The organism is Chryseobacterium sp. FR054, assembly GCF_056844565.1.
This window is the reverse complement of record NZ_JBXDSA010000006.1, coordinates 75,708-102,699: the sequence shown is the minus strand read 5'-3', so window position 1 is coordinate 102,699 and position 26,992 is coordinate 75,708. Positions and strand designations below refer to the sequence as shown.

Annotated in this window: 25 protein-coding genes; 18 read left to right on the top strand and 7 right to left on the bottom strand. The window is 40.0% G+C overall.

Going from position 1 to position 26,992, the window contains the following annotated elements:
- Nucleotides 1-39 precede the first annotated feature (39 nt).
- From AC106S_RS21270 to AC106S_RS21230, 9 genes are all read left to right on the top strand, one after another.
- On the top strand, nucleotides 40-1,632 hold the full coding sequence (locus AC106S_RS21270) for a hypothetical protein (protein ID WP_482441779.1): 1,593 nt from the start codon (nucleotides 40-42) through the stop codon (nucleotides 1,630-1,632).
- A 109-nt stretch (nucleotides 1,633-1,741) separates the two neighbouring features.
- Entirely contained in the window at nucleotides 1,742-2,155 is a 414-nt protein-coding gene (rpsL, locus tag AC106S_RS21265; protein WP_002983146.1) for a 30S ribosomal protein S12, read from the top strand.
- Nucleotides 2,156-2,178: 23 nt separating this feature from the next.
- The gene (gene rpsG, locus AC106S_RS21260) at nucleotides 2,179-2,655 is read left to right on the top strand and encodes a 30S ribosomal protein S7 (RefSeq protein WP_062673583.1); all 477 of its coding nucleotides are present in this window, start codon (nucleotides 2,179-2,181) and stop codon (nucleotides 2,653-2,655) included.
- Between the two features lie 6 nt (nucleotides 2,656-2,661).
- Entirely contained in the window at nucleotides 2,662-4,779 is a 2,118-nt protein-coding gene (fusA, locus tag AC106S_RS21255; RefSeq protein ID WP_482441777.1) for an elongation factor G, read from the top strand.
- A 16-nt stretch (nucleotides 4,780-4,795) separates the two neighbouring features.
- Nucleotides 4,796-5,101, top strand: coding sequence for a 30S ribosomal protein S10 (gene rpsJ, locus AC106S_RS21250; RefSeq protein WP_002661363.1), 306 nt, complete (start codon nucleotides 4,796-4,798; stop codon nucleotides 5,099-5,101).
- A 577-nt stretch (nucleotides 5,102-5,678) separates the two neighbouring features.
- Nucleotides 5,679-7,898 (top strand): TonB-dependent siderophore receptor, encoded by a 2,220-nt coding sequence (locus AC106S_RS21245; RefSeq protein ID WP_482441775.1) that lies wholly within the window; start codon nucleotides 5,679-5,681, stop codon nucleotides 7,896-7,898.
- A gap of 15 nt (nucleotides 7,899-7,913) precedes the next feature.
- Nucleotides 7,914-8,531, top strand: coding sequence for a hypothetical protein (locus tag AC106S_RS21240; RefSeq protein ID WP_482441773.1), 618 nt, complete (start codon nucleotides 7,914-7,916; stop codon nucleotides 8,529-8,531).
- A 179-nt stretch (nucleotides 8,532-8,710) separates the two neighbouring features.
- The gene (locus AC106S_RS21235; protein WP_482441771.1) at nucleotides 8,711-9,904 is read left to right on the top strand and encodes a PepSY-associated TM helix domain-containing protein; all 1,194 of its coding nucleotides are present in this window, start codon (nucleotides 8,711-8,713) and stop codon (nucleotides 9,902-9,904) included.
- Nucleotides 9,905-10,556: 652 nt separating this feature from the next.
- Complete coding sequence (locus AC106S_RS21230; protein WP_482441769.1) at nucleotides 10,557-11,057, top strand: low affinity iron permease family protein; 501 nt, start codon at nucleotides 10,557-10,559, stop codon at nucleotides 11,055-11,057.
- Between the two features lie 85 nt (nucleotides 11,058-11,142).
- On the opposite strand, the gene AC106S_RS21225 is transcribed toward AC106S_RS21230, so the two are convergent.
- From AC106S_RS21225 to AC106S_RS21195, 7 genes are all read right to left on the bottom strand, one after another.
- Nucleotides 11,143-13,860, bottom strand: a complete 2,718-nt coding sequence (locus AC106S_RS21225; protein ID WP_482441767.1) for a hypothetical protein — start codon at nucleotides 13,858-13,860, stop codon at nucleotides 11,143-11,145.
- 62 nt (nucleotides 13,861-13,922) lie between these two features.
- The gene (locus AC106S_RS21220; RefSeq protein ID WP_482441766.1) at nucleotides 13,923-14,894 is read right to left on the bottom strand and encodes a hypothetical protein; all 972 of its coding nucleotides are present in this window, start codon (nucleotides 14,892-14,894) and stop codon (nucleotides 13,923-13,925) included.
- 83 nt (nucleotides 14,895-14,977) lie between these two features.
- Entirely contained in the window at nucleotides 14,978-16,144 is a 1,167-nt protein-coding gene (locus tag AC106S_RS21215) for a T9SS type A sorting domain-containing protein (protein WP_482441765.1), read from the bottom strand.
- A 677-nt stretch (nucleotides 16,145-16,821) separates the two neighbouring features.
- Complete coding sequence (locus AC106S_RS21210) at nucleotides 16,822-17,622, bottom strand: hypothetical protein (RefSeq protein WP_482441764.1); 801 nt, start codon at nucleotides 17,620-17,622, stop codon at nucleotides 16,822-16,824.
- 18 nt (nucleotides 17,623-17,640) lie between these two features.
- Nucleotides 17,641-18,372, bottom strand: a complete 732-nt coding sequence (locus tag AC106S_RS21205) for an MIP/aquaporin family protein (protein ID WP_482441762.1) — start codon at nucleotides 18,370-18,372, stop codon at nucleotides 17,641-17,643.
- 27 nt (nucleotides 18,373-18,399) lie between these two features.
- Nucleotides 18,400-19,896, bottom strand: a complete 1,497-nt coding sequence (gene glpK, locus AC106S_RS21200; RefSeq protein WP_482441760.1) for a glycerol kinase GlpK — start codon at nucleotides 19,894-19,896, stop codon at nucleotides 18,400-18,402.
- An 11-nt stretch (nucleotides 19,897-19,907) separates the two neighbouring features.
- On the bottom strand, nucleotides 19,908-21,506 hold the full coding sequence (locus AC106S_RS21195) for a glycerol-3-phosphate dehydrogenase/oxidase (RefSeq protein WP_482441759.1): 1,599 nt from the start codon (nucleotides 21,504-21,506) through the stop codon (nucleotides 19,908-19,910).
- Nucleotides 21,507-21,623: 117 nt separating this feature from the next.
- Between AC106S_RS21195 and AC106S_RS21190 the strand changes: the two genes are divergently transcribed.
- From AC106S_RS21190 to rplP, 9 genes are all read left to right on the top strand, one after another.
- On the top strand, nucleotides 21,624-22,388 hold the full coding sequence (locus tag AC106S_RS21190) for a DeoR/GlpR family DNA-binding transcription regulator (protein ID WP_482441758.1): 765 nt from the start codon (nucleotides 21,624-21,626) through the stop codon (nucleotides 22,386-22,388).
- Nucleotides 22,389-22,636: 248 nt separating this feature from the next.
- Nucleotides 22,637-23,263, top strand: coding sequence for a 50S ribosomal protein L3 (gene rplC, locus AC106S_RS21185; protein ID WP_482441756.1), 627 nt, complete (start codon nucleotides 22,637-22,639; stop codon nucleotides 23,261-23,263).
- On the top strand, nucleotides 23,254-23,883 hold the full coding sequence (gene rplD / locus AC106S_RS21180) for a 50S ribosomal protein L4 (RefSeq protein ID WP_482441755.1): 630 nt from the start codon (nucleotides 23,254-23,256) through the stop codon (nucleotides 23,881-23,883). The genes rplC and rplD overlap by 10 nt, the downstream gene beginning before the upstream one ends.
- Before the next feature lie 3 nt (nucleotides 23,884-23,886).
- Nucleotides 23,887-24,177, top strand: coding sequence for a 50S ribosomal protein L23 (gene rplW / locus AC106S_RS21175; RefSeq protein ID WP_309427748.1), 291 nt, complete (start codon nucleotides 23,887-23,889; stop codon nucleotides 24,175-24,177).
- Nucleotides 24,178-24,199: 22 nt separating this feature from the next.
- Nucleotides 24,200-25,021, top strand: coding sequence for a 50S ribosomal protein L2 (gene rplB, locus AC106S_RS21170; protein WP_482441754.1), 822 nt, complete (start codon nucleotides 24,200-24,202; stop codon nucleotides 25,019-25,021).
- Nucleotides 25,022-25,023: 2 nt separating this feature from the next.
- Complete coding sequence (gene rpsS / locus AC106S_RS21165) at nucleotides 25,024-25,302, top strand: 30S ribosomal protein S19 (protein WP_002983209.1); 279 nt, start codon at nucleotides 25,024-25,026, stop codon at nucleotides 25,300-25,302.
- 2 nt (nucleotides 25,303-25,304) lie between these two features.
- A complete protein-coding gene (rplV, locus tag AC106S_RS21160; RefSeq protein WP_002983214.1) occupies nucleotides 25,305-25,703 on the top strand; it encodes a 50S ribosomal protein L22 in 399 nt (132 codons plus the stop codon).
- A 7-nt stretch (nucleotides 25,704-25,710) separates the two neighbouring features.
- Nucleotides 25,711-26,457 carry a 30S ribosomal protein S3 gene (gene rpsC / locus AC106S_RS21155; RefSeq protein ID WP_309427750.1) on the top strand — a complete coding sequence of 249 codons (747 nt, stop codon included), beginning with the start codon at nucleotides 25,711-25,713 and terminating at the stop codon, nucleotides 26,455-26,457.
- Nucleotides 26,458-26,555: 98 nt separating this feature from the next.
- Entirely contained in the window at nucleotides 26,556-26,981 is a 426-nt protein-coding gene (rplP, locus tag AC106S_RS21150) for a 50S ribosomal protein L16 (protein ID WP_062700835.1), read from the top strand.
- Nucleotides 26,982-26,992 lie beyond the last annotated feature (11 nt).

Below are 26,992 nucleotides of genomic sequence, written 5' to 3'. Positions count from 1 at the left end.
TGATGCTTATCTTTGAGGCATTATACTTACCCTTTTAAGATGGATATATCCCGAAATACAGGTTTCCGAAGTTTTTTACTGTCTTCTGCTTTCTTTTTCTCAGTGTGTCTGCTGTATTATATCAGCTCCGTACTGAAAACGGATGGACATTATGTATATTTTCTGGATGATGCTTACATTCACCTTGCTATGGCTAAGAACTTTGCCCTGCATGAGATCTGGGGTATGACGGAATACCGGTTTTCCTCTACATCTTCATCACCTCTTTTTACCTATATGCTGAGCGTTCTGATTAAGGTTTTCGGAAATAATGATCAGATTCCTTTATATTTCAATGTTTTCTTCAGTATGGGAACCCTTTACTTTCTCTCCTTATATTATGCTGATGTTTTCAAAGGAGTAAAAAGAACGGTGGCGGCGGTACTCTTCACAGTATTTTTTATTGTGCTTCCCCTGCATCTGCTTTCCGGGATGGAGCACGTTTTTCAGGTGTTCCTTTTCGTGGTAAATATTTTTTGTTTTAACCGTAGGAACCAGAGCAGTCTGGCCGGGTATGGCTTCTGCTTCAGTATTATACTGATGGGGCTCATCCGTTTCGAGAGTATGTTCTACTTTGTGATCCTGGCTTTTATGCTGGCACTGGTCAGAAAATGGAAAGATGCAGTATTGGTTTTGATCCTCGGATTTGTGCCTGTTGCAGTTTTTTGTGCTTTCAATTACCAGCAGGACGGCTATCTTTTCCCCAATTCGGTAGTGGTAAAAGGAACAAAGCTGAGCCTGGATTCCAATATAGCGCAGCAGCTCAAAGTTATTTTTCTGGATAATTTTCTTTTGAATATCAGTTTTTACAAAGTTGGCTTATTTCCTGTTTTGCTGTGCCTTGTTTTTATTTGCAGGGATCTCAGGGCGAAAACGGTGAAAGATACACTTGAAGATAATTTCTTACTGATTGTATTCTCCCTGCTGATGTTCTGTCATTCTATGTTTGCCGATCTTAAAGGGCCTTTCCGTTATGAAGCTTATATTCTTGCCGGGTTTTCTATGATTCTGATCCCTAAATTCAAAGGACTGTTTTTTAATTTCAGGGATTATATTAAAAAGGAAACACTCATCAGTCTGTTGGTAGCTGCCAATGCTCTGCTTCTTATATATAAAGGATGGGTTGCCCATAAAGTGATGAATAACGGAGGCAAGAATATTTATGAACAGCAGGTGCAGTCTGCAAAATTTCTGCACAAGTTCTACAACACTTCAGGAGTAGTGGCAAATGATATTGGGGCTATAAGCTATTATACGGATATTCATTTACTGGATATTGCCGGCCTGGGGTCTGTGGAAACAGTTCCTTTTAATGAAAACAAAAAAAAGTTTGATCGGAAATTTGAAGATTTCCTTATAAAATACTGTACAGACAACAGGTATGATCTTGCTGTGGTGTATGAAGGGTGGCTTCAGGGGTATGTTCCGGCCGGATGGAAAAAAGCGGCTGTTCTGAAAATAAAGGAGAAGGTAACTGTGGCAAGACTGGAGGTTTCTATTTATTCCATAGAGGAGAAGAACCTGGAACAGCTGAAAGAGAATATCAGAAAATTTAACTGGAATAAAAATGTTACCGTCACAATCGTTGATTAAATGTAAGTGTCTGTTAATTAATTTTTAATAAAAAAGATTATTTACAGATAACTGCTTGTTAATTAAAAAATAATTACTATTTTTGCACCCTAAAATAAAAAGCAATTAAATGCCTACTATTCAACAATTAGTAAGAAAAGGAAGAGCCACGCTTGCCAAGAAGAGCAAATCGGCTGCCCTAGATTCTTGTCCACAAAGACGTGGTGTATGTACGAGAGTATATACAACTACACCGAAGAAACCTAACTCTGCACTTAGAAAAGTAGCAAGGGTAAGACTTTCTAACGGTAAAGAAGTGAATGCCTACATCCCGGGCGAAGGACACAATCTTCAGGAGCACTCGATAGTATTGGTTAGAGGCGGAAGGGTGAAAGACCTACCGGGAGTACGTTACCACATCGTAAGAGGTGCATTAGACACCGCTGGTGTAAATGGAAGAACACAGAGAAGATCTAAGTACGGAGCTAAAAGACCTAAACCAGGACAAGCAGCTGCTGCTCCTGCAAAAGGAAAGAAAAAATAATCATTAAATAAGGTACAGAAACAATGAGAAAGACAAAAGCGAAAAAAAGACCGTTGTTACCAGATCCGAAATTTAATGATCAATTGGTAACGAGATTCGTAAACAACTTAATGCTTGACGGTAAGAAGTCAATCGCATTCAAAATTTTCTATGATGCACTGGATATCGTAGAAACTAAAAAAGGAGATAACGAAAAAACTGCACTTGAAATCTGGAAAGATGCACTTACAAATGTAATGCCTCACGTAGAAGTACGTTCCAGAAGAGTAGGTGGAGCTAACTTCCAGATCCCTATGCCAATCAGAGCCGACAGAAAAATTTCTATGGCAATGAAATGGTTAATCAAATATTCTAAAGCTAGAAATGATAAGTCTATGGCTTTGAAATTAGCTAACGAAGTTGTAGCTGCTTCAAGAGAAGAAGGTGCTGCTTTCAAAAAGAAATCTGATACTCACAAAATGGCGGAAGCTAACAAAGCTTTCTCACACTTCAAATTCTAATCTGAAATGGGAAGAGATCTTAAATTTACAAGAAATATTGGTATCGCTGCTCACATTGATGCAGGTAAGACTACCACTACAGAAAGGATTCTATTCTATACAGGGGTAAACCACAAAATTGGAGAGGTTCACGACGGTGCTTCTACAATGGACTGGATGGAGCAGGAAGCAGAAAGAGGTATTACCATTACTTCTGCAGCTACCACTTGTTCTTGGAACTTTCCAACAGATCAAGGTAAGCCTGTTGCCGATACTAAACCTTACCACTTCAACATCATCGATACACCGGGACACGTTGACTTCACCGTAGAAGTAAACAGATCTTTAAGAGTATTGGATGGATTGGTATTCTTATTCTCTGCAGTAGATGGAGTAGAGCCTCAGTCTGAAACAAACTGGAGACTTGCTGACAACTACAAAGTAGCGAGAATGGGATTCGTAAACAAAATGGACAGACAGGGTGCTGACTTCCTTAACGTGGTAAACCAGGTTAAAGAAATGTTAGGATCTAACGCAGTTCCAATCGTTTTACCAATCGGTGCTGAAGAAGATTTCAAAGGAGTTGTTGACTTAATTAAAAACAGAGCGATCATCTGGGATGAAGCTGGACAGGGTGCTACTTTCGAGGTAGTTCCAATTCCGGAAGACATGAAAGATGAAGTTCTTGAATACAGAGAGAAATTAGTAGAAGCTGTTTCTGAATATGACGAAACTTTGATGGAGAAATTCTTCGAAGATCCGGATTCAATTACAGAAGAAGAAATCAATGCTGCATTGAGAGCTGCTACTATCGATTTATCTATTATCCCGATGACTTGTGGTTCTTCATTCAAGAACAAAGGAGTACAGTTTATGCTGGATGCAGTATGTAAATACCTTCCTTCTCCACTGGATAAAGATGATATCAAAGGTACTGACCCAAGAACTGACGCTGAAATTACAAGAAAGCCGTCAGTAGACGAACCTTTCTCTGCATTGGCATTTAAGATTGCTACTGACCCGTTTGTGGGAAGATTAGCATTCTTCAGAGCATATTCAGGAAGACTGGATGCAGGTTCTTATATCCTGAACACCCGTTCAGGTGATAAAGAAAGAATCTCCAGAATCTATCAGATGCACGCTAACAAGCAAAACCCGGTAGAATATATTGAAGCTGGTGATATTGGTGCTGCGGTAGGATTCAAGTCTATCAAAACCGGTGATACAATGTGTGACGAGAAAAACCCAATCGTTCTTGAATCGATGGTTTTCCCTGATCCGGTAATTGGTATCGCTGTTGAGCCTAAAACTAAAGCTGACCAGGATAAAATGGGTAACGCTCTAGCTAAACTGGCTGAAGAAGATCCTACGTTTACGGTAAGAACTGACGAAGCTTCTGGACAAACGATCATCTCCGGTATGGGTGAGCTTCACCTTGATATCATCGTTGACCGTATGAAGAGAGAATTCAAAGTTGAAGTAAACCAGGGACAACCTCAGGTAGAGTACAAAGAAAACTTAACAAAAGTTGCCAGCCACAGAGAAGTTTACAAAAAGCAGTCTGGAGGTAAAGGTAAATTTGCTGACATTGTATTTGAACTTGGACCTGCTGACGAAGGTAAAGTTGGTTTAGAATTCATCAACGAGATCAAAGGTGGTAACGTTCCTAGAGAATTTGTTCCTGCTATTGAAAAAGGATTTAAAGCTGCAATGAAGAACGGTCCATTGGCCGGTTTCGAAGTTGAAGGTATTAAAGTTACTCTTAAAGATGGATCTTTCCACGCGGTGGATTCTGACGCTCTTTCTTTCGAAATGGCTGCTAAGCTAGGATTTAAAGAAGCTGGTAAAGCTGCTAAGCCGGTAATTATGGAGCCTATTATGAAACTGGAAGTTGTAACTCCGGAAGAATATATGGGTAACATCATTGGTGACCTTAACAAGAGAAGAGGTACTATCAGTGGTCAGGAAGAGAAAAACGGAGCTATTGTAATCAAAGGTTCTGTTCCACTTTCTGAAATGTTTGGATACGTAACAACTCTAAGAACACTTTCATCAGGAAGAGCTACTTCTTCTATGGAATTAGAGAAATACCAGGCTACTCCACAAAACGTTGCTGAAGAAATCATAGCTAAAGCAAAAGGTTAATTTTTAAATTAAAGAAATGTCACAAAGAATCAGAATAAAACTAAAATCTTACGATTACAACTTGGTAGACAAGTCTGCTGAGAAAATCGTAAAAACGGTAAAGGCTACTGGTGCTGTTGTAAACGGTCCTATTCCATTGCCAACGAATAAGAGAATCTTCACAGTGTTGAGATCTCCGCACGTAAACAAGAAAGCAAGAGAGCAGTTCCAGTTATCAGCTCACAAGAGACTGATGGATATCTACTCTTCTTCTTCTAAAACTGTTGATGCTCTAATGAAATTAGAACTTCCTTCAGGAGTTGACGTTGAAATTAAAGTGTGATAACTGCATACTTTGCAATGATTATACAATCCGTTCCTTTTCAGGGACGGATTTTTTTATGTCCTGCCCCAATAACTATCCATCTGTAAATCTGGAATAAGATGTAAAGTGCTGTGGAGTGGAAAAATTCTGTCGACCTTAATAAATATATTTTGTCATTTACGTATTCATGCAAAAGTTAAATGTGGAAAAGATTGAAAATAGGGTTCTCACAAAAGCATAAACTTAGCCAACTGATACAATCTCTTCGTATTTCAAAAAAAATAAGCGAAGCGGCCTGGTTTATCTTAAAAACGTGGTTATTATTTATCCTTGTTTAACTCTGCGGTTATTAAAAATATCTTCCAACAGGTTTTTCCCTGTCCTTAAACCTGTTTTTTTAATTTAATTATCCTTAATCATATGAGTGCTTTAGGATGATGTCTTTGCCTTTCAGGTTGATCTGTTAGCTTATTTTGATCGTTTCTAAATTGTGATTAATGATCTGATATTGATTAGTCTTAGTAGGGTGACATATGTCAGTTCTATTTGTTTATTTAGAATTAATAAAAATAATAATTTTGCAAAAAATGATCAGATGAATAAAGTAGTATCCTTTTCTCTGCTTGTACTGGGTGGGGTTTTCGTAAGCGCACAGCAAGTGAACGATTCTATCAAAAAGTCAAAAGAGATTGACGAAGTAGAATTATTTGGTGAAAAAAAGAAACAGCCGGCAGGACTTGAAACGGTAACCAGATTACCTTTGAAGACCAGAGACCAGATCCAGAGTATTTCTGTTATTTCCCATAAAGCCATTGAAGAACTGGGCGCACTTACGGTGACTGATGTTGCCAAAAACGTACCAGGCGTTACCCTGTTTTCAAGCTATGGCGGAGGAAACGAAAGTATGTCGATCAGGGGGTACAGAGGGGTTCCGGTTCTGAAAAACGGAGTTCAGATGGATTCTGACTTCCGTACTGCAGGAATGATCACCGATATGCAGGGAGTTGAAAATATTCAGGTCCTGAAAGGTTCGGCAGCAGTTACCCAGGGAATAGGTGACGGGCTGGGATCAGCAGGAGGAGTAATCAATGTGGTAACAAAGAAACCTAATTTTATCAATAGTGGTAATATCGGTTTCAGATACGGAAGCTGGGATTTTTACAGACCTACTGTGGATGTTCAGAGGGTATTGGATTCTCAGGGAAGAGTGGCCGTAAGATTTAACGGAGCTTATCAGAATAATAATTCCTTCAGATCTCATGTTGAAGGAGAAAGAATTTACATTAATCCATCAGTAGCTTTCCGCCCGGATGATAAAACACAGATTGTTGTTGAGCTAGATTATCTTCACGATAAACGTACACCAGACAGGGGAACCATCAATCTTGCCGATGCTAATGTAGAGGCTCTTTATAAAATGCCTAAAGGAGCCTTCCTGGGATATACTACCGATTTTACAAAAGTTCAGTCATTCAACTTTTCTACAACAGCAGAACGGAAACTTACGGATAAATTGAAGTTGAGAGCCGCTTTTATTTCAGCTGAAAGAGAGGTAAACAGTGAAGCTTCATCTATTGCCCACGCTAAAAATACTCCCTGGACAGAACGTTACAGAACAATAGGTAAAAGCAGAAGTATTGATGCCAATAAAGTTTTCCAGGCAGATTTCATAGGACAGGATATTCAGACCGGATTTATTAAGCATACGTTTCAGGTGGGGATAGACTGGAAGGAAAGTGAAGTGACGACCTATGCTTTTAACGCCTATAAAAACTCTGTAACAACAGCAAATATTATTAATGCAGGTAATCCACTCGATTCTTTTGATGTGATGCAGGGGATTTCAAATACTTTGCCTGTGAATGTGCTGTACCAGCAGTCCAAAGATCCGGGAGTAGTGAAAACACCTACTTTTGGAGCAATGGCACAGGATGTAATGTCCTTTGGTAAATATTTTAAAGCTCATGCGGGTATTCGTTACAGTATGGTAAACGGATCTGATAAAAGTACGAGCAACGCATGGAATCCGTCATTTGGATTAATGTTCTTCCCAATGGAAAATCTTAATGTTTTCGGATCATATACTACAACAACATCATTGAGAACCGTTAATAATGTTCTTTTATCCGGAGGGGTAGTAGGTCCTTCTACAACCAAGCAATGGGAGGCCGGGATTAAATCGGACTGGTTTAATGAGCGTCTTAGATTTAATGTTACCCTGTTTGATATTAAGACGGATCATCTTTCTTTTACCATTCTTGATGAAAACTACAACCCTGTTGTAATCGACAAGCAAACAATGTACGGTCTGGCAGGAAACCTTAGAAGAAAAGGAGTTGAAGTTGAGCTTATCGGAAGAATCTTACCCAATCTTCAGGTGATGTCCGGATGGGCTTATCTGGATGCTCAGTATGAAGACAGCCCGGCTTATGTGAATGGGTCCGCACCAATGAATGCCCCTAAGCATACGGCAAACGGCTGGTTAAATTATAAGTTCAATACGGGAGTTTTAACCGGGCTTGATGTAGGAGCCGGAATTTATTACGTAGGAAAAAGGCCGGTTGACGAGTGGACTCAGAAAACCTTTACGGCAGGTCATGCAAATAGTGTAAAGCCGGGAGAGAAACCTTTTGATATGCCGGAATATACTACCGTAGATGCCCAGGCTGGCTATACCCTTAAAAATGGTGTTGGCATGAGAGTATTCTTCAATAATATCTTCAACGCGGTAGGATACAGCTCTTACTTCAGAGGAGGATACATCGATCAGATCCAGCCGAGAAACTTTGCCGTTCAGGTCAACTATAAATTCTAATCAAAATCATCTATAATGAAAAATATGAAAGCTTTATTATTCGCATTCGTTATCGGAGCAGCAGTGATCTCCTGTTCCGGAGAGAAAAAGAAAGGAATCGATTACAATCAGTTCAAGACAGAGGTAAAACTTAACGCTGAACAGGAAAAGAGTTTCGACGAAATCACTAAAAAATACCAGGACCTTCAGGAGCAGAATTATCAGGCTGCCAAAGCTCAGGGTGGAAATATGGACAGAGTGGCGTTAAGCATCAAAAATGAAGAGCTCAGAGCACAGCAGTCTCTGGAAATGGCTAAAGTTTTAGATGCTCCGCAGATGGAGAAGTTCAATAAATTTGTTGACGAGAATTCCAGAAAAAGACCAAGATATGACAATGCTTTGCTGCAAAGAATAAAAACTGAAGCCCAGCTTTCTGAAGAGGAATTCAAAGTGGTGAATGCTGCCAATGATGCCTTCGAAAAAGCATTCAATGATGCACACGATGTATACCACGGAAATAATGATCTGGCTAAAGAATACTGGGAAAAATTTGATGCCCAGAGAAAAGCGGCCATTGAAAAAGCATTAACACCGGAACATTATACGAAATTCCAGGAAATCGTAAAAGATGTTCAGTTCAAAGGAAGAAAGTAATTTCTGAGACTTGAAGCTGGAAGAAGGAAGCTGGAAGTAATATAAAATTAAGGGATCTGATGCCTGAAATTCTATCATTCATCTTCCTTTCTCAAATCAAAAACATTCATTTCAAATTTTAATAAAAAAACATTAAGACGGCATCCCTGTCTTAATGTTTTTGCTGTTAGATGATCATTATGAAGCCATTATTTAAAAGCCTTTACCGGAAAAAGAGAAAGAATGAATCATTCACAAAATACCTGATGTGGATCACCCATCTCTGGCTGGGGCTTTTGTCGAGTATCATCGTTTTTGTGATGTGTCTTACCGGATGTATGTATGCTTTCAAAAACCAGATTTCTGATCTTTATAACAGAGATAAGGTTTATATTACTGCCGGAACAGCAGCTAAAAATCCGGATCATATTCAGGCAGAACTGTTAAGAGAAGGAAAAGAACTGACTTCACTGCTGATCCCGGAAAATAAAAGCAGGAGTTATGTGATTTCCTACCGTGAAGGCCAGCTGGATAAAAGTGCTTACTACAACCAGTATACCGGCAAGATTCTCGGACAGGCAGATACGGGAGCCAATCATTTTTTTGAAGTGGTTCTCGATATTCACCGGAATCTGATGATGGGAAATGCCGGACGCCAGATTGTCGGAGCTTCTGTTCTGATGTTCTGTATCCTCCTGATCTCAGGATTGATTCTCTGGCTCCCCAAAAAACTGAAGTTTCTGAAGCAGGGACTTACGGTTATGTTTAAGGCGAAATTTCAGCGGGTTAACTATGATCTTCATAATACACTTGGATTCTATACCTTTTTAATGCTGTTTTTCATGGCAGTTACCGGACTGTATGTGACATATCCCTGGGTAAAGAACGGTCTTATCGTAAGTCTTGGCGGATCTTCAATAGACCATATTTCAAAAGAAAAAGATAATGCTGATGATCCTTTCGGAGGGCTTCTGGAAGATATGCTTCAGAAACAGGATGAAAAGAAAAATCTCAAAGATGTTTCGTCAGCTTCCATTGATAAAATCATGAAACTGGCAGATCAGCATCTTCCTTACAGGGCGGCTACCAGTGTTGAACTCCCTAATAAAGATAACCCAAGATATGTTGTCATTAAAACCAATACACAGAACTTTTTAGGAATGATGCTTCCGGATGAAGTAACCTTCGACAAAACCGGTGTTTTCAAAACCAAAGAATTATTTTCCGGCAGACCATTGAACAAACAGTTCACCGCTCTGGCAAAACCGCTCCACACCGGAGAAATTATGGGGCTTCCGAGTATTATTCTGTATTTCATCATATCACTTATCGGCTGTTCATTACCTGTTACGGGGTTCCTGATCTGGTGGCACAGGTTTAAGAAAACGAAATGATAAGAAAGGAAGGAAGATGGATGCAGGAAGAGGGAAGTTTAAGCAGTCTGTAATATGAAATTTCAGCTTTGGCGATGAATAGTTGAGAGGAATAAATATTAAATATAAATTCAGATTATAGGACCTGTGGCTGTATCTGAAAGTGTATTTTAAACCATCAAGATAGGGCATTAAGCCAGGCTTTTGATTGAAAGACAAACGCAAAGTTGATGAATAATTCCGCTTTAGTTTGAGTGAGCAAAGTGATGCGGCTTCAAAACGCTCGCTGCATCGAATCAACGGAGTTGATTCTACTCTTTGCTCCCTAAAATCAGCAGTGTTAATCATGATCTTTGCGTGAAAAAAAGGAATCATAATATTATTTTTTTAATCAAAAAAACTTAAAGAACGTGATTTAGATAAAGATTTGAATGTTATACAAAAAATCAAATTTAGAAATTAAAACAGGCTCTTAATATTTTAAATAAAGTCATAGCAGGCTCTAAACTTCTGATATTTTTATTGAAAAATGACTATTGCCAGTATGCTTAACCATTTAGATTTCCATCCTCCCTCTTCCAGCTTTCATCCCTAAAAATAACTCTCTTCTTAAAATCATCTCTTTGCAGGTTCATACTAATTTTATACATTTATATAGAAAAGAATCCATAGTATGAGCGATAAAAATCATAGTTTTTTTGAAAAATTTTCAGACTGGGCTACCAAATTTACAGGAAGTTCTTATGCTTTCATCGGGGCAGTAGCGGTAGTATTGGCATGGGCAGTTTCAGGGCCTGTTTTTGATTATTCCGAAACGTGGCAGCTCGTCATCAATACCGGAACCACGATCATTACTTTTTTAATGGTTTTCCTGATTCAGAAAGCCCAGAATAAAGATTCAAAAGCAATCCAGATCAAGCTGAATGAGCTCATCGCTGCTCATGGGAAAGCAAGTAACAGGATTGTGGATATTGAAGATCTCACAGAGAAAGAACTGGATCAGCTTCACTGCTTCTATGAAAATCTGGCCCTGCTTGCCAAAGAGGATGCCGATATTCATACTTCGCACTCTATTGATGCAGCCCAGCGGAATCAGAATAGCAAACATGAAGCTTTTAAACTGAAACATGAAGAATGGCTTCAGAAACAGCAACAAAAAAAGGAATCAAAATGATTCCTTTTTTATTTGTCAATGAGAAAAAGAGGTTATTGAAGCCCTGTTTCTGAGACTTCAGGAAACTTCCGGCTTGCTTTCTCACCTATCTTTTCATAAAGTAACCGAAATAGCTGCAGCTTCCCATCAGGTCTCTGGCCGCCTGCGTATCGGCATACTGGGCTTTCAGCTGGGCGAAATAGGTTCTGTATTTCTGATTTTTCAGATTGTCCAGTTCAGTTTGGTGAGCCTGCTCCTTTTCAGACCACTTAGGATCGGAATAATCGATATTAGCCTGGTTTTTCTCCCCGTACTGGTAATATTTCCCCTGTTCTGCGCTGGCCATCTGGAACAGGATTCTGGCTTTTTGTTCTTTATCCGTAGAAAGCTTGAGAGCTTTTTGATAATAGCCGATAGCCAGGTCAAAATTATCAGGTTCAATATAAGAGATATCCGTAAAGTTTTTATAATAATATTGATACGGATTCTTTCTTGCTGTACTCCAGAAATCATATTTTCCTCCGTTGCTGTTGTCGATATCCATCACAAACAGCTGGCGGTAATATCCCAGAATAGAAGTGTTGTAAAGTAAATTTCCGATAAGCTGATCGGCTTTTGCCGCCTTTTCACCGGTTCCGGCTCCGATTTTTTTCAATTGGATAAGGGCATCTGCCAGTTCCACTTTGTTCATGGTACCTTTAATGAAAGGGAATTCTGAGTAATTTTCAGCCTTCATACTTTCGGTATCAGGACTTCCAAAACTTTCCCATACATTATGTCCGAAGACAAGATCTGAAATATTTTTAAAGCCGTCATATTCGCCAGGAGCATATTGTTTCCGGGTGATCTTCTGGCCGTCTTTCTCTGTCCATTCATAGTTTTCTCTTGGGATACCTGTAAAGCTTTGTGCTTTTTCATAGTAGGATTTGGCCTTCTCAAAGTCAGCCAGCCTCATGGCTCTGTCTCCATAGATCGTATTGAAGAAAGCATCAATATTTCCTACGCTGTCCATGTTTTTGGCGATGATCTGCTGTTCAAAACGGGTTTTATCTGTCTTTCTGTAAAAGTCTTCAACACTTTTTACCAGGCTTGAATTCGGGTTGTACTGAAGATCAGAAAGCTTATTGTTCATTAAGTATGATTTTCCGTCTTCTCCCTGAAGGAAATACCTGTTGGCGAGAACATCTTTAAGGAAAGAAGCGGTAGAAGGAGCTTCACCATAATAGTCATAATCGGTATCGGCAGTATCTTTCTTTACTTCTTTTTCCACAAAATACTCTGCGTAATCCTTCATCAGATGATCTTCATAAGCCGCATCAATTTTAGGCTGGGAAACAATATCATTAAGAACCTTCATTCTCTTGATCTGCTCGAGGTATTCAGGATTGGTGGTTTTAATGTCATCCAGGATTTCCGTACTTTCCTTATAATCTTTCTTTAAAAACTTAAGATAGGCATCCGCGATCTGCCAGTATTCATCTTTGGATTTCTCTTTGGTTTTCGCGGTGAATTTTTCAAGATCGTCCAGGTAGTTTTTAGCAGCATCATCATAGCCGTAGCCTGTTGTATAAAAAGGAATCCTGTTGGGATTATTCAGTAGTTCATCATCACTCTGGTCTGCTTTGGCATTTCCTGTTTTATCAGATTTGGAACCGCCGAAAAGATTTTTAAAGAACCTTACGATTTTCTGCCAGAAAGAAAGCTTCACTTCTTTTACTTCAGGAGCTGCTGTACCTGCCTGGGCATCCTTGGAATTGCCGTCGGTCTTTCCTCTTGAAACAGCCGGATTTGTGGAGGCATCCGAAGAATAATAATAGGTTGGAAGATAACTTCTTTCCAGTTCGTTGATGCTTCTTACCGCCATTACTTTCAGGATCTCAGAATCGGGGTTGATGTCGTACATCTTTTCCATGATAGGAATAGGATTGTTGAAATCTTCATAACCTAAAAGGAAATAAGCCATATTCTTTTCCTCATTCGTATTCGCTCTTTTCATAATATTACTGAAAGAAGCGGTATCCGAAAGCTTCATCGAAACAAAAGAAGATTCCTTACGGTCTTTCGTGTTCATAAAAACCTGGAAGAAATTCCAGTTGGCATCACTGTTCATCTGCAGTCCTCTCTGGGCTCCGGCCAGCTGGTCAAGGGCCATAAAGTAAACGGCACCTTTCAGTCTGATCGGCTCCACATAGGTTTTAAAAGCCTGTACAGCCGCATCATAATTTCTTGTATAATGGTTGAAGCGCACCAGCTGATAGCCGTAACGCTGTTTGATCTCAGGATTTTTTGCCGCATTATACAGCGAAGTTAAAGCTGCAATGGTTTTAGGATAGTCGAGAGAAGTCGCATTTTCTTTATTGTCACTTCCTCCGTAATAGAAAGAATTCTCACTTTCAACATAATTGATGCTCATATAAGGCTCCAGATATTTAGCCTCAATCAGATAATCAATTCCTTCGCGGTATTTCTGGTAAAACCCGTTTCCTAATTTCTGCAGAAGAGGATTGGTGGGATTTCCGTTTTTTAATGCATTCAGATCATTCATGCTGATCTTGTACACCAGGTTTTGTGTTTCGGCGTAGTTCAGCTGGTTGTTGAAGAACTTTTGCCAGGTGTTCAGATTATCATCCGGGATCAGGGCCGCGTTGTATCCGGTATAAAACCGGCTGGAGTAGTTGTGCAGGAACGGAAGATAGGATTTATCCTTAATAATGTTCTGGGTAAAAAGATTAAAGTAATCATAATCCGGATCCGACCATGCGCAGGCTTCCGATTTCGTGTAGAAAAGAGAAAGTACTGCCAGTGAAAGAATATACTTTTTCATATAGATTCAGGTGTTTTTTAGTGTTGTTTATAATTTTTTTGCTTCCGGAAAGCAGGGGAGGATTAAAAATTCCTTCCAGCTACAAATTTACCATCTAATTGATAATAAATAACAGTAAAATCACGGATTTTTTTCTCCAGGAAATTAACGGTCTCTTTAAGCTGTTCCTCAGAGATCTCCTCAATCTTTATTTTGAAGCCTTTGTTTAAATAGTTCCCGAAATAAAACCCGTCTTTCATGATTTCCACTTCACGCTCTGATATTTTCCTGAAATCGGGATTTTCCAGGTCTTTCTGAGACAGCGCATTGATCAGCCTGTGCTTCCCGAGATGATTGGTAACGATTCCCCAGGAGTAAACAGGAAGTGCTACTTCAATTTTTTTGATGGGATAATCTTCAAGCTTTGAAAGATAATTTTTTAAAGTCACCACATCCAGAATAGAATTCTTATCAGAATTTTCCAGAGGAGAAGAAGTAGAGTAGCACATCAGGTAAACTTTGTCCACAGGGGGGATTCCCGTATTTTTTTTATCCTTTACCTGATGAAGCCGGAGGGTACAGGTGATCTCTTTTCCGGAAATCTTCTTCAGCTCCTTTAAGAATTTAAAATAATCATCCCGTGTGCCGGCCGTCCAGTCACAGTCGATCTGGATTTCATTATTGACCTTAAGCTGATATTCAGCGGTTTTCTTCTGAATCATCTGATGAACGCTTCCTGCAAGAAACGTAATTTCTTCGGCCGAAATATGCAGCATCGACTGATTGGTGATGAAAACAACAGGGACGATCTGCTTATCAGTCTGGAAACTTACGTCTTTCGTGATGACGGCGACAGGCTGGAATTTTCCCCCTACTTTATCAACATCAAAAAAACGGGTATAGAGAAAAGGAGACTGAGCTTTGTCCAATGCCTTTTTTTCTTCCTGATCCAGCTTCAGATGGGTTTTCCAGTAATAAAACGTGTAAGGGTGAATCTGCTTTTTACTGCATGAGAATATGATGGATAATAAAAAGAAAATGAAGATTTTTTTCATCTCCTAAAAATAAGAAAATATAACAAAATAAAGATGCTGTCTCACTTTTGAGGCAGCATCTTAGCATATCAACGTTCAAAGAATTAATCCTGAATAAGCATTTTTTTGGTATCAATCGTTTTACCGTCAACAGACAGCCTGTATAAGTACATTCCTGATTTTAAACTGTTTACTGCAATGCTGCCTTCACCGGTTTCTCTTATGGGAAGAGATTTTACTAATTGTCCGGATACGGAGTAAATTTCTAAAGTACTGTTTTTACTGCCATCGGGAAGGTAATATTTGATGTTGGTTTCCCCTTTTGTAGGATTCGGCACATTCTGATAAAGTCTGGCACTGTTTCCCTGTGAAATATCTTTTATTCCCGTTTGTTTCAGTAAAAGGCTTTTTAATTCGTCAACCTGTAATTTAAGATCATCGATCTGATTTTGCAGTTCGGCCACTTTCTGATCGTTAACCTGTTTTGCCAAAGCGGTAGAAGCTACCATAACATTTCCGTCGGCATCTACTACCAAAGCATTTCCTGATCCGTTGGGAAGATCCTGTAAACGGACAGTGCCTACCGTATGGAAATTAGCTGTTGGATCTGTTGTGCGGACGCCGACCTGCTGGTCTTTGATCAGCATCGTTGAGTTTTTGGAAAGCCCGAACATAATTGAATAGGGAATTGTGTTGGTCAGTTTCGTGGAAGCATGGGTTCCTGATCCAATAACAAAAGAGCGGTTTCCTGTTGCAATGAGATCCACCCCGAACCCGCCGGAATATTCAGATTTCAGATCCACGCCCACTCCAATGGCAAACTGGTTAGAAGCCCGGACGGTATTATTCCATCCCAGTGCTATTGATTTTCCGGCATCGTTTAATACCGTATTGGTCTGTCCTACTACAAGATTAGCGCCCCCGCTTGTCTGTAAACTGTTTCCCCAGCCCCCGACGATGGAACTGTTGGCATTTCCTCCAAGCATGTTTTGTGATCCGGTAATAATACTGCCTTTAGCTTTTACTCCGTTAGAACCATTTACTGCATCTACAACAAAGGATCCCGGACTTGTCAGAAAGGCCTGTCCCGGATTGGGAAAGGAACCGCCGGTTCTTAGAAATAAATAAGATTGTTCATTTGTTCCTACGTAATTAGCACTCGTAATACCTGAGTTTCCCGTAATTTCCCATTGTTGGGCATTCATTACTCCAGCGGATAATATCATTGCTCCGGCAATAATATTTTTAATGTTTAATAGATTTCTTTTCATGATAATATATATTTGGTGGTTAATGTGTTACGAATTTATTTAAATGCCGAATCGGATGCAGGTGATAGCTAGTAAATGCGTGAGGTCTTCTAATAACTGCATCAGGGATTGCAATAAATGCGTTTTACACTAAGGACTTTTTCGGTAGTCCAGGTTCAGGAGAAAAATATCTGATTGACGCAGGTTTGAAGCATGAAGTTAAAGGCCATCAATAATAAGTCTTGATCTGTTTTTAAGGTAATTTGATTTTACAGTGGCTTTTGATACGTATAACTGAAAATAACTTCCTGTATCCTTTCCTGCATCTTTCAGCTATTAATCTCAGCTTTCTTATCCTGCATTAAGGCTACATAATAAAGAGCACTTCCGGATTGAAATGGCCTTTGTATTATTAATTAGTTTGAGTCTGAAGTCTTAGGTGTACAACATGGAAGCGGGAAGTTGCTTTTGGCTTTAAGTATGGATCAGAGTTCCATACAACTTATTAATCAATGTGATTATCAGGTCGCTCCTACGGAGCTCACCAAAAATTATATATTAGATTGCTTCTGCGGAGCACTTAAAAAGCTCAAATAACACTTTGTTTTTTTAAAAAAATTATCAATTGATCATCAATTATAACACTTAATATAAGTCTGATTTTCTTATCCGGAACCGAGGTTAATGAAGCTTTTTGATTAAAAAACCGTTGCCGCCAGCTGTATTCTCGCGAATTTATCAGACGGATTCCACATTGCCATCATAGAAACCGGAAGACTGTAATGATCGGTGATCTTAATCGTCTTGCCTGCTTTTACACCTACGTTCACGATGTCAAAGCTGTTTTTCCCGTTTCCGTACAGAAAATGCCTGTCGTTAAGAGCGAATCCGGCTCCGGCAAAAGCATTCAGGCTGATTTTCTGACTGGAAATTACCGGATAGCTTACCTGTACATAGGTAGAATATTTATTCCGTCGGTAGCTTCCGTCCTCCTTCAGAACGACTTCCCCGGCATTGGCACCTCCGTAGAGCATAATGTCTGTTTCTATATTTAAAGGAAAAGAAGGTCCGAAGGTATAGTGGGTCCTCAGATCGATAATATGGGCGGTCCTTCTTCGTGAATAACTGAAAATATCATCCGCTGCAACAGCCGTATTGATGTTTCTGGAGTTGTACAGGTCCCAAAGCCCGATATATAGCCGCCCGTCCGAATACTGCACATAATAATTGATTTCCTTATAATGGGTATTGTCTTTGTCATCAGCGAGTGCGGATGCTCCCCAGATTCCGGCTTTCCATTTTTTATCTTTATCTAAAGCGTAGGAAAGGTTTCCCATCACAACAGGTTTATCAGTAATGATCAATCCTCTCCAGAGATGGTTGTTTTGAATATTTACCGTAAAATCCAGCCTGCTGTCTTTATGGTTTTCTGCATTTTCCTGGGCAAAAAGATTCCCTGTGCCCAGTGAAACCAGGCATATATAAAAAAGTTTTTTCATTGGGTAAACTGTTTGGGGTTAGCTTAATGCGGTATACAGTAAAGCGGCAAGGGCTGCTCCGATGATTGGTCCTGCAACAGGGATCCAGGCGTAGCTCCAGTCGCTGCTTCCTTTTACCGGAAGAAGGGCATGCATGATTCTTGGGCCGAGATCTCTTGCCGGATTGATGGCATATCCGGTTGTTCCTCCCAAAGACAGACCAATTGCCCATACCAGTAAGGTTACAGGTAAAGCGCCTACGCTTCCCAATCCGATTTTTGCATTGGGATCATTAAGTAAAGTTACACTCGGATCTGCAAAATGGAAGATCACAAAAACCAGAACGAAAGTTCCGATAATTTCACTGATGATATTGGATACAGGCTTCCTGATAGCCGGACCTGTACTGAAACAGGCCAGTTTTGCACCTTCATCTTCCGTAATGGCAAAATGATCTTTATTGAACAGCCATACCAGGAAAGCTCCCAGCATTGCACCGATCATTTCCCCGGCAATATAAGTGGGAACCAGATCCCAGGAGAATTTACCTGCAAAAGCTAAACCCAGCGTCACTGCGGGATTCAGATGCGCTCCGCTCACGGGTCCTGCAACGGTTACGCCTACAAATACGGCCAAAGCCCAGGCGGTGGTGATCACGATCCATCCGGAATTGTTTCCTTTGGTATCTTTCAGAACGACATTGGCTACTACGCCGTTCCCTAAAAGGATCATCAGCATGGTACCGATGATTTCAGCAACAAATGGAGTCATAGTTTTAATTGTGTTTTTTATATGGAATTAGTCTTCAATCCAGTTTTGGGCACGTGATACGGCTTTGTTCCAGGTGTGGATTATTTTTTCGGTCTTTTCCCTGTCAAGCTGAGGGTGGAAATCTTTATCCACGATCCACTGAGCCTGAATTTCATCAATATCTTTCCAGTATCCTACCGCTAGGCCCGCCAGATAAGCTGCACCCAGGGCAGTAGTTTCCAGTGTTTTGGGTCTGGTAATTTTAAATCCGAAAATGTCAGACTGGATCTGCATCAGAAGATTACTTGCCGAAGCGCCTCCGTCTACTCTCAGCTCAAGACTGGCTCTTCCGGAGTCGGCTTCCATGGATTTTACAATATCATATACCTGAAACGCGATTCCTTCCAGGGTTGCTCTGGCAATATGCCCGTCAGTGGTTCCGCGGGTAATTCCAACGATGGTTCCTCTTGCGTACTGATCCCAGTAAGGAGCGCCCAGTCCTGTAAGCGCAGGAACGAAATAAACTCCTCCGTTATCCTCAACACTTGCTGCCAGATCATTTACTTCATCTGAAGAATGAATAAGTTTAAGCCCGTCTCTCAGCCATTGGATAGCTGCTCCGCCTACAAACACACTTCCTTCAAGAGCATAGTTTACTTCATTATTGATTTTCCAGGCAACGGTAGTCAGCAGGTTGTTTTTAGATGATACGGCTTCTTTTCCGGTATTCATCAACAGAAAGCATCCCGTTCCATATGTGTTCTTTACCATTCCCGGTGTAATGCACATCTGTCCGAATAAGGCAGCCTGCTGATCTCCTGCAATTCCTGCGATCGGAATTTTGGTGGAGAATAAAGTGGTTGCTGTTTCACCATAAACTTCACTGCTCTGTTTTACTTCCGGAAGAACAGATTTTGGAATATCAAACAGTGCCAGAAGATCTTCATCCCATTCCAGAGTATGGATATTCAGAAGCATGGTTCTGCTGGCATTGGATACATCGGTAATGAACATCTTTCCGCGGGTAAGTTTCCATACCAGCCAGGTATCCACGGTTCCGAAACATAATTTACCTGCCGCTGCTTTTTCCCTGGCCCCTTCCACATGATCCAAAATCCACTTTAATTTGGTGGCTGAGAAATAAGCGTCCAGAACGAGGCCTGTTTTGTTTTTGATGGTTTCGGCATGACCCTGTTCTTTCAGTTCATCACAATATTTGGATGTTCTGCGGTCCTGCCATACAATAGCGTTGTAAACCGGCTCACCGGTTTCTTTATCCCATACCACAGTCGTTTCTCTCTGGTTGGTAATTCCGATAGCAGCGACTTCCAGTCCGGAAATTCCGGCTTTGGCAATGATTTCTGCGGCAACGGAGATCTGGGAGGACCAGATTTCATTAGGATCATGCTCTACCCAGCCCGGAGTGGGGAATATCTGTTCAAAGTTTTTCTGGGAGATATATTCGATAGCACCGCTATGATTGAATAAAATAGCTCTGGAAGAGGTGGTACCCTGATCCAAAGCGAGAATCAGTTTTTCTTTCATATTGAGATCGTTTAATTTTGGTGAAAAGTTTTGGGAGAATAAGGCGTTAACAGATATCCTTTTGCAAGTTCAATAAATTCTTCTGACTGCCGGTGAATCCATTCTTCAGAATATCCTTTTTCTTCAGCGATAAGCTGTGCGATGGAATATGCGCTGTCTATGGCAGCTCTTGCATCTAAGAAAAGAAGACGAACTCTTCGGGCAAGAATATCTTCAATGGTTTCTGCCATTTCGTGTCTGATGGCCCATACCGCTTCAGCAACGGTAAAAGCATGATCCGGATGAATCTTCTGTGCAAATTTCGGATTGCTGTTCTGCAATGCCTTGATGGCAGGAATATCGGATCCGTATACATATAAATGACTGCTGCGGTCAACAAGTTCAGGAGCCATATTGCCGTGGATAGACATTTGTTCTGTTTGTGACGGGCCTGCTTTCAGCCGCAGGACTTCGATAGATTTATCAACGGTGTCTTCGGCCATTTTACGATAAGTGGTCCATTTTCCTCCGATAATGGAAACCAGTCCGGAATCTGAAGCAAGCACTTTATGGCTTCGGGAAACTTCTTTTGTGTTTTTACTGCCGTCTTTTGGAGCGGCAAGAGGTCTCAGTCCTGCAAATACTGATTTTACATCTTCACGGGTTGGTTTCTTTGACAGGTATTGTCTGGCTGTTTCTAAAACGAAATTGATTTCTGATTCCAGGGCGTGGGGTTCAAAGCTAGGGGTATCCAATAGGGTGTCTGTGGTTCCTACAAGTGCCCGGTCGTGCCAGGGAACAACAAAAAGAACTCTTCCGTCTGATGTTTTAGGGATCATGATGGCATCATCGCTTTTCAGAAATGATTTATCCAGAACGAGATGGATTCCCTGGCTGGGAACAACAAACTTTCCGTGTCTGGGATTGTTCATATTCAGGATGTCATTGGTAAATACTCCTGTCGCATTGATGACTGCTTTTGCACGAAGTTCATATTTCTTCAGGGAGAACTGGTCTTCTGCCATAACGCCAGATATTTTCCCGAAATCATTCTTCAGAAGTCCGGTTACTTTCATGTAATTAATCGCGCTTCCTCCTTTTTCAATGAGGGTCTGGGTTAAATTGACCGCTAGTCTGGCATCATCAAACTGTCCGTCCTGGTATACTACACCGCTTGCCAGGCCATGTTGCTCAATTGTCGGAAGTTTTTCAATCGTTTTTGATTTGCTGATGTATTTTGTTTTTCCCAGGCTTAGTTTTCCGGCAAGGAAATCATAAACGGAAAGTCCTATTTTATAATAGATTCCTCCCCACCAGGTGTAGTTGGGAATGATAAATGACTGGTTTTTCACAACGTGTGCGGCATTTTTGGCGAGTAATCCTCTTTCCTTCAATGCCTCTTTTACCAGTCCTACATCTCCCTGGGCGAGGTAGCGTACACCGCCATGCACCAGTTTGGTACTGCGGCTGGAAGTAGCTTTAGCGAAATCATGAGATTCAAGAAGTAAGGTTTTGAACCCTCTGCTTGCCGCATCAAGTGCCGAGCCTAAGCCGCTGGCTCCGCCTCCGATGACGATAAAATCCCATTCCTGAACATGGTTTAGTTTACTGAGTTCTTCATTTCGTTTCATAAATGTTTCGTTTATGTTTCGATTTTAAAATTATAAATTAAAAACGAAACTAAAAAGAAAATAATCGAAATTTTAACAGTTTCGGAAAAAAGCGTTACTTTTGATGAAACAATAAGAATGGAAAAGTTGTTGCCCAGGCACGAACAAATATTAAAGGAGCTGGATGAAAAAGGACATGTAGCCGTACAGGATTTGTGCGAGAAGTTTAATGTTTCTTCGGTTACGGTCCGAAAGGATCTGAACTATCTCGAAAGTCTTGGGCTGCTGTTCAGGAACCACGGAGGTGCGAGCAAACATATAAGGTATGCTTACGAAAGGAACGTGAATGAGAAGGAAAACATCAATGTAGAGGCGAAGCAGGGGATTGTGAAAGCGGCCGTGGAACTTATCCAGGAAAACGACTGTATCATACTGGCTTCCGGGACCACTATGCATTATCTGGCGAGAATGCTGGGGAATTTCGGCAGACTTACCGTTCTTACGTCTTCTCTCAGGGTTGCCCTTGAGCTTTGTAATAATCCGGAAATTAATATCATTCAGCTTGGAGGTGAAGTAAGAAAAAGTTCCACTTCTATTGTCGGCTCTATTTCCGAAGGGATTTTAAAGCAGTTTTCCTGCAATAAGCTTTTTCTTGGGGTAGACGGTATTGATCTTGATTTCGGGATCAGCACATCCAATGCGGCGGAAGCTCATCTGAACCAGGTGATGATAGACTGTGCCGATCAGGTGGTCATTCTTGCGGATTCTACAAAGCTGAATAAAAAAGGTTTTGGTAAAATAGCCTCTCTGGATAAAGTGGATTATCTGATCACAGACAGCGAAATCACTGAAGAAGACAGGGCCGGACTGGAAGAAGCGGGAGTTACCGTGATTATAAAATAACCTTCTTTCCGATTTCTTTTTCTAAATTCCAAATAATCGGGGTATAAATTGGGCCCGAAATTTTTCAAAATCATCTAATTGATTAAAAATCAAAATATTTTGCAGTAAATATTTGTCAGTTATAAAATTATTCATAAATTTGCACACTCATTTTAGGAGCGTAGTATGCCTATATCAGAATTAGAAATTACTTCAGACTTCCGAAAAATGGTGATAAATAAAGGATAAATTTTATTATAATATAAACAATGTCAGGTATTATTGGTAAAAAAATCGGTATGACATCTTTGTTTAACGAAGAAGGAAAAAACATTCCTTGTACAGTTATCCAAGCTGGTCCATGCTCGGTTTTACAGGTCAGAACCTTAGAAAAAGACGGATACAAATCTGTGCAATTAGGTTTCGATGACAAGAGTGAAAAGAACGTAGGTAAAGCGTTAGCTGGCCATTTCAAAAAGGCTGGTTCTGCTCCTAAAGCTAAATTGGTAGAATTCTACAGAGAATTCGTTGATGAAGTAAAAGTAGGAGAAGAAGTTACTGTAAACTTATTTGCTGAAGGCGAATTCGTAGATGTTACAGGTACTTCTAAAGGTAAAGGTTTCCAGGGGGTTGTTAAAAGACACGGCTTTGGAGGTGTAATGCAGGCTACTCACGGTCAGCACAACAGATTAAGAGCTCCAGGTTCTATCGGTGCTGGTTCAGATCCTTCAAGAGTATTCAAGGGGATGAGAATGGCAGGTAGAATGGGAGGTAAGCAGGTAACTGTTCAAAACCTTCAGGTATTAAAGGTAGATGAAGGACAAAATCTTTTAGTAGTAAAAGGTGCTGTTCCGGGAGCTAAAAATTCTTATGTAATTATCAGAAAATGGAACTAGTAGTATTAAATACATCAGGAAAAGAGACCGGAAGAAAAGTAACTCTTGACGAAACAGTTTTCGGAATTGAGCCAAATCAGCACGCGGTTTACTTAGAAGTTAAACAGTATCTTGCTGCTCAGAGACAAGGTACTCATAAAGCTAAAGAAAGAAGCGAAATTACTGCTTCTACTAAAAAGCTTAAGAAGCAAAAAGGATCAGGATCTGCAAGATACGGGGATATCAAATCTCCGGTATTCAGAGGTGGAGGTAGAGTATTCGGACCTAAACCAAGAGATTACAGATTCAAATTGAACAAAGCTCTTAAGAGATTAGCTAAAAAATCTGTTTTATCTCAGAAATTAAGAGACAACAGCATTAAAGTTTTGGAAGATATGAGCTTAAACGCTCCTAAAACTAAAGATTTCATCAGCGTATTGAACGCTCTTGAACTTAACGGTAAAAAATCTTTATTCGTTCTTCCTGAAGCTAACAAGAATGTATATTTATCTTCAAGAAACTTACCTAAAACTAAAGTAATGAACTTCAATGAAGTAAGTTCTTACGACTTAGTAAATGCAGGTGAGATCGTATTCTTCGAAGGTGCAGTTGAAAAATTCCAGGAAAATTTAAAGAAATAAATCATGTCACTAATTATTAAACCAGTTATTTCAGAGAAAGCTAACTATCTTACAGATTTAAGAGGTGCTTATTCTTTCTTAGTGAACCCTAAGGCGAATAAAATCCAGATCAAAAAGGCTGTGGAAGAAGCTTACGGTGTGAAAGTAGCAGACGTTAGAACCATGATTTATGCTCCTAAAGTATCTGCGAAATATACAAAGAAAGGTCTTCAAGTAGGAAAGACAAACAAATTGAAAAAAGCGGTTATCACTCTTGCTGAAGGGGAAGTAATCGATATTTTTGCTGTAAATTAATTATCAATTATAAATAATAGTAATGTCTGTTAGAAAATTAAAACCTATCACCCCGGGACAGAGATTCAGAATTGTAAACAATTTTGAGGAAATTACTACCAACAAACCAGAGAAATCTCTAACCGTTGGTATTAAAAAGTCAGGTGGACGTAACCAAACAGGTAAAATGACCATGCGTTACACCGGAGGTGGACACAAAAAGAAATACAGAATTATCGACTTCAAGAGAAATAAATTCGATGTTGAAGGAACTGTAAAAACTGTAGAGTACGATCCAAACAGAACTGCTTTCATCGCTCTGGTTGAATATGCAGACGGAGAGAAGAGATATATCATCGCTCCAAACGGTATCAAAGTTGATCAGAAAGTTATTTCTGGTGAGAACGTAGAGCCCAATGTAGGTAACGCAATGAAATTGAGAAACATTCCATTGGGTACTGTAATTTCTTGTATCGAAATGAAGCCCGGACAAGGTGCTATTTTAGCAAGAAGTGCTGGTTCTTCAGCTCAATTAACTTCAAGAGACGGTAAATACGCGATCATCAAATTGCCTTCAGGAGAATCCAGAATGATCCTTACTGAATGTATCGCAATGATCGGATCAGTTTCCAACTCAGACCACCAGTTAACTGTATCTGGTAAAGCAGGTAGAAGCAGATGGTTAGGTAGAAGACCAAGAACAAGAGCGGTTGTAATGAACCCGGTAGATCACCCGATGGGTGGTGGTGAAGGACGTTCTTCAGGAGGTCACCCAAGATCTAGAAACGGTAAACCGGCTAAAGGTTACAAAACTAGAAAGAAAAACAAAGTGTCTAACCGTTACATCGTATCTAAAAGAAAATAATTATGGCAAGATCACTTAAAAAAGGACCATTCATTCATCATACTTTAGATAAGAAGGTTCAGGCAAATATAGAGTCTGGTAAGAAGACAGTTATCAAAACTTGGTCTAGAGCATCGATGATCTCTCCGGACTTCGTAGGACAAACTATTGCTGTACACAACGGGAAATCTTTTATCCCTGTATATGTTACAGAAAACATGGTTGGTCACAAGTTAGGCGAATTTTCTCCAACAAGATCTTTCAGAGGTCATGGTGGTAACAAAAACAAAGGAAGCAGATAATCATGGGATCAAGAAAACAAGATAGTTCAATCGCAAGAAAAGAAGCTAACAAAGACGTTGTAAAAGCTTCATTAAACAATTGCCCGTCTTCTCCGAGAAAAATGAGATTAGTTGCTGATATCATTAGAGGAGAGCAGGTAGATAAAGCTCTTTATATCCTAAAATATTCTAAGAAGGATGCATCTAACAAATTAGAGAAATTACTTCTTTCTGCTATGGCAAACTGGCAGGTGAAAAACGAAGGTGCGGATATTGAAGAAGCAAACCTTATCGTTAAAGAAATCTTCGTGGATAGCGCAAGACAATTGAAGAGACTGAGACCGGCTCCACAAGGTAGAGGGTACAGAATCAGAAAAAGATCTAACCACGTTACATTAATCTTAGGTAATAAAGAAAATTAATCAAGGTATGGGACAGAAGACAAATCCAATTGGTAATAGATTAGGTATCATCAGAGGATGGGATTCTAACTGGTTTGGTGGAAACGATTATGGAGACAGAATCGCGGAAGACTACAAAATCAGAAGATACCTTGAGGCTAGATTATCTAAAGGTGGTATTTCAAAAATCTATATTGAAAGAACCCTTAAATTAGTAACAGTTACAATTACTACCGCCAGACCGGGACTTATCATCGGTAAAGGAGGTCAGGAAGTTGATAAACTGAAAGAAGAGTTGAAAAAATTGACTGGAAAGGATATTCAGATCAACATCTTCGAAATCAAAAGACCTGAGCTTGACGCTGTATTGGTAGCAGATAGCATTGCTAAGCAGATTGAAAACAGAATCTCTTACAGAAGAGCTGTTAAGATGGCTATGGCAAGCACAATGAGAATGGGTGCTGAAGGTATCAAAGTTCAGATCTCCGGTAGATTGAACGGTGCTGAAATGGCAAGAAGCGAATCTTTCAAAGACGGAAGAATTCCTTTGTCTACTTTCAGAGCTGATATCGATTACCACTGGGCTGAAGCTCACACTACTTACGGTAGACTAGGGGTGAAAGTTTGGATCATGAAAGGGGAAGTTTACGGTAAAAGAGAGCTTTCTCCACTAGTGGGACAACAGAAAAAAGGAGGTCCTGCAGGAGGAGGAAACAGAGGAGACAGAGATAACAGAAGACCTAGAAAAAACAACAACAATAACAATAATAATTAAAATTTTAGATTAGAAATTTTGAATTTTGAATTACCGTTACTTTTTTAAAATTAAAAAAAATCTAAAATCTAAAATCTAAAATCTAAAATTTAGAAATTATGTTACAACCAAAAAGAACCAAATTCCGTAGAGTTCACAAGATGAAGATGAAGGGGAATGCCCAGAGAGGTAGTCAACTTGCTTACGGAACTTTTGGAATCAAAGCTATTGAAGGAGCTTGGATCACTGCAAGACAGATTGAAGCTGCGCGTATCGCTGCGACAAGATATATGAAGAGAGAGGGTCAGCTATGGATCAAAATTTTCCCGGATAAGCCAATTACTAAAAAGCCAGCGGAAGTACGTATGGGTAAAGGTAAAGGTGCTGTGGAATATTGGGTAGCTGTAGTAAAACCAGGTAAAATTATGTTCGAAGTTGGAGGAGTACCTTACGAAGTTGCGAAAGAAGCTCTTAGACTTGCTGCACAGAAACTACCTGTTGTTACTAAATTCGTAGTTGCTAACGATTTTGTTAAACCTCTTTAATCTTTGAATAC